Source organism: Frigidibacter sp. MR17.14 (genome assembly GCF_037095735.1).
Lineage (GTDB): Bacteria > Pseudomonadota > Alphaproteobacteria > Rhodobacterales > Rhodobacteraceae > Frigidibacter.
Map to the genome: position 1 here is coordinate 1 of NZ_JBAWKD010000035.1, position 3,868 is coordinate 3,868.

At 69.3% G+C, this 3,868-nt stretch carries 3 protein-coding genes and 1 pseudogene; 3 read left to right on the forward strand and 1 reads right to left on the reverse strand.

Features of this window, described 5'->3' with window-relative positions; translation table 11 throughout:
- Positions 1-112 (forward strand): annotated as a pseudogene (locus V8J36_RS22715) (IS5/IS1182 family transposase); the annotation flags it as partial.
- On the forward strand, positions 109-780 hold the full coding sequence (locus V8J36_RS22720) for an HlyD family efflux transporter periplasmic adaptor subunit (RefSeq protein WP_336469596.1): 672 nt from the start codon (positions 109-111) through the stop codon (positions 778-780). The pseudogene V8J36_RS22715 and the gene V8J36_RS22720, both read left to right, overlap by 4 nt.
- On the opposite strand, the gene V8J36_RS22725 is transcribed toward V8J36_RS22720, so the two are convergent.
- Positions 781-2,256: an amidase gene (locus tag V8J36_RS22725; RefSeq protein ID WP_336469594.1), complete on the reverse strand. Its 1,476-nt coding sequence runs from the start codon at positions 2,254-2,256 to the stop codon at positions 781-783. It lies immediately after the preceding gene.
- A gap of 367 nt (positions 2,257-2,623) precedes the next feature.
- Here V8J36_RS22725 and V8J36_RS22730 point away from each other — a divergent pair, with 367 nt between their 5' ends.
- Positions 2,624-3,760, forward strand: coding sequence for a M20/M25/M40 family metallo-hydrolase (locus V8J36_RS22730; protein WP_336469595.1), 1,137 nt, complete (start codon positions 2,624-2,626; stop codon positions 3,758-3,760).
- Positions 3,761-3,868: the final 108 nt, after the last annotated feature.

The window sequence follows — 3,868 nt, forward strand, 5'->3', positions numbered from 1 at the left end:
ACGCATCGCTTCCCGCGACCCGGATCGGCAGACCGCAGAGATCCAGATCCGCATCGCCATCATGAACAGATACAACACCCTCGGCACCGCCGAGATCACTGTCGTGAGCTGAAGACCGAGCGGGAAAGGGGCAGATCGGCCTTCAGCCGATTAGAGCAACAACGCCCCGCGAATGTCGCGCGCGTCAACGGCCAGATCGGCGAGACGCGGCTGCGCATCCTCGAGACCGAGAACAAGACCCGAACCGAGGCCCAGACCGAGCTGCGCGACGTCGAGGCCCGGCTGGCCGAGCTGGACCAGCGCATCCTCGCCGCGCGGGACACGCTGTCGCGCACCGAGATCCGCGCGCCGATCGCGGGCGTGGTCAACGATCTGGCGGTGCACACGGTCAACGGCGTCATCGCCCCGGGAGAGAGCGTGATGACGATCGTGCCGACGGGCGAGCTCACGATCGAGGTGCGGGTGACGCCGACCGACATCGACCAGGTCAGCCTTGGCCAGCAGGTCAAGCTGCGCTTCTCGGCCTTCAGCCAGCGCAGCACGCCCGAGCTGCCGGGGACGGTGACGATGGTCGCGCCGGCCGCGACCACCGATCCCGCCTCTGGCACCCCCTATTTCAACGCGACGGTGCGCATCGACGAGGCGGCGGCACTGGGGGACCGGGCGCTGATGCCCGGCATGCCGGTCGAGGTGTTCTTCCAGACCGGCGAGCGCAGCGTGCTGTCCTATATCGCCAAGCCCTTCACCGACCAGATCGAGCGCGCCTTCCGCGAGGAGTGATCAGCTTCGCGTGACATGCACCGCCGGCACGGCGCCCCCGGTCCAGCGCCCGTCCAGCGCGCGTTCGACCTGCGCGGCCAGCTGCAACAGCAGCCCGTCGCGGCCCTGCGCGGCATGGATCTGCATGCCCAGCGGCAGGCCGTTCTCGTGCCGGGCGATCGGCATCGACAGGCCCGGCGTGCCGCAAAGGTTGTTCAGCGGCGTGTAGGCGAAGAAGCCCCAGAGGTTCTCGAACCAGTCGAGGGCCGAGGGGTTGTCGGTGATCGTCAGGTATTCCGTGGTACCGATCCGCGGCGTCTCGCGCGCGGTGGTTGGCGTCAGGATGATGTCCCAGTCCTCGAAGAAGGCGCCGAAGGCGCGCGAGGTCACGTTGAAATCGAACTGCATGTCGGCACGCGCGCCATAGCTTGCATCCTTGCCCTGCTCCCAGATGCGGATGTTCATCGGCTCGATCAGGTCGGGCGGCGGTACCTCGAGCCCGCGCATCCGCAGGAGCCCGTTCACCACCTGCGCGAAGTTGGTGATGTAGCAATGGGTCTGCGCGGCATAGGCGCGGGCGAAGTCGACTGGTGGCGCCAGCTCTTCGACATGGTGGCCGAGGCCCTGAAGGAAGGCCGCCGCCTTCGACAGTTCGGCCGCGATGTGCGGGGTCGCCCGATAGGGGCCCCATTCATGCGAGAAGGCGATGCGCAGCGGCTTCGGGTCGCGCTCGATCATCTGCGCGAAGGGGGTTTCGGGCGACCAGTAGGGCATGAATTCGCCCGGTGCGGCGCCGCGGCAGGCGTCGACGAAGGTCGCGGTGTCGCGCACCGTGCGGCTGATGCAGCCCTGCGTCGAGACGACGCCGGTGAAGTCCGACCCGTAGGGCGAGACCGAGAAGGTCCCGCGCGAGGATTTCAGCCCGATCGCGCCGCAGCAGGCGGCCGGAATGCGGATCGAGCCGCCGCCGTCGGTGCCATGCGCGACCGGCAGCACCCCCGCCCCCACCATCACCGCCGAGCCGGCGGACGAGCCGCAGCTGGTGTAGTCGGTGTCCCAGGGGTTGCGGGTGACATACATCGCCGGGTTTTCGGCCGAAGAGCAGCAGCCGAATTCCGGCGTGGTGGTGCGCCCGATGATGTTCAGCCCGGCGGCCTTCATCTTCGTCGTCAGGAAGCTGTCCGCGGCGGGGCGGTTGCCGCGCAGGTAGAACGAGCCCTGTTCCTGCAGCCGGCCGGCCAGCGTCGGCCCGAGGTCCTTCAGCAGGAACGGCAGGCCGGCAAAGGGCCCCGCCGGATCGGCGCCGTTCACCGAAGGATCGGCCACCGCGTCCTCGAAGACCTCGACCACGCCCATGACCGCGGGATTGACGCGGGCGATCGCGGTGGCGGCCTGCGCCGCAAGCTCGGCCGCGGTGACATCCCCCTTGCGCAACAGCCCCGCCAGCCCGACGCCATCCTGCGCGGCCCAGTCATCCCAGCTCATCACCTGCGTCATGCTCGTTCCGTCCTCGTCTGTCGCGCGCCGTCCGCGCCGCGGGCCAAGAGGGTCCGCCTGCCCGCCCGACGCTATGCCCGCCCCCCCGCCTGTCAACCGAGCCCCGGCCCTGCCGCTGCGTTGTGCCTAAATGAAAAGCACCTGCGCCCGGTTGCGCGCGGCGGATGCCGAAGTCCTGCGCGCAGGATTGACGACAATCGTCATTCGGTCTTCTGTGGGCCTCGTGCCGCCTGCCCCGCAGGGCGGCGATGACGCGACTCGGCCCGCCCCCGGCGGGACAGGCCCCTGATACGGAAGGAAAGACCATGACGGCTCGCAGCATTCCGACGATCGGGCGGTGCCCGCGTGCCATCGCGGGGACCCGCGCATGACCCTGCCCGACCTCCCCTTCGACGCCGACGGCATTCTGGCCGGGATGCGCCCCTGGATCGAATGCGAGAGCCCGACCTACGACCCGGCGGCGCTGGCCCGGATGATGGATCTGGTGGCCTTCGACTGCGCCGCACTGGGCGCAAGCGTCGAGATCATTCCCGGGCGGATGGGCTGCGGCCCCTCGGTCCGCGCGCGGGTGCCGCATCCCGACATGGGCAAGCCGGGGATCCTCGTCTCGGGGCACATGGACACGGTGCACCCGGTGGGAACGCTGGCGAAGAACCCGTTTCGGATCGAGGACGGCAAGGCCTACGGCCCCGGCATTCAGGACATGAAGTCGGGCAATTACATCGCGCTCGAGGCGATGCGGCAGATCCTGCGCGCCGGGCTGAAGACGCCGCTGCCGGTGACCTTCCTGTTCACGCCCGACGAAGAGATCGGATCGCCCGCCACCCGCGCGCTGATCGAGGCCGAGGCGCTGGCGAACCGCTATTTCCTGTGCCCCGAGCCCGCGCATGCCAACAACGCGGTGACCACCGGGCGCTATGCGATCGCACGGTTCGAGATCACCTGCGCGGGCCGGCCCAGCCATGCCGGCGCCGATGTGAAGGGCGGGGTCTCGGCGGTGCGCGAGCTGGCGCACCGGATCATCGAGATCGAGGCGATGACCACCGAAAGCTGCACCTTCTCGTGCAACGACGTGACCTCGGGGCAATGGGTGAACTGCGTGCCCAGCTTCGCGCGGGCGCAGGTGCTGTCGATGGCCAAGGAACAGGCCGATCTCGACGCGGGGGTCGAGCGGATGCTGGCCCTGGCCGGCACCCGCAACGGCGTGAGCTTCACCGTCGAGAAGACCGTCGTGCGCCCGGTCTGGGAAAACGAGCAGCCCGAGACCATGGCGCTTTACGCCATCGCCAAGGGGCTGGCGGCCGAGATCGGGATGGACCTGCCCTATGTCTCGTCCGGCGGCGGGTCGGACGCGAACTTCTCGGGCGCGCTGCGGGTGGCCTCGCTGTGCTCGCTGGGCGTTTCGGGCGCCGGGCTGCACACGCTGGGCGAGCATATCGAGATTTCCAGCATCGTCCCGCGCACCCGGCTGCTGGCCGGCCTGTTCATGACGCTGACCGCGTGACAAGACCACGTCGCCCCGCGCCGGGGCGACGCCACCAGAAGGACCGGGCACCATTCCGCTTCCCACTCCCCCGATCGCCCCTGCCATCGACATGGGCTCGCTTTCCAC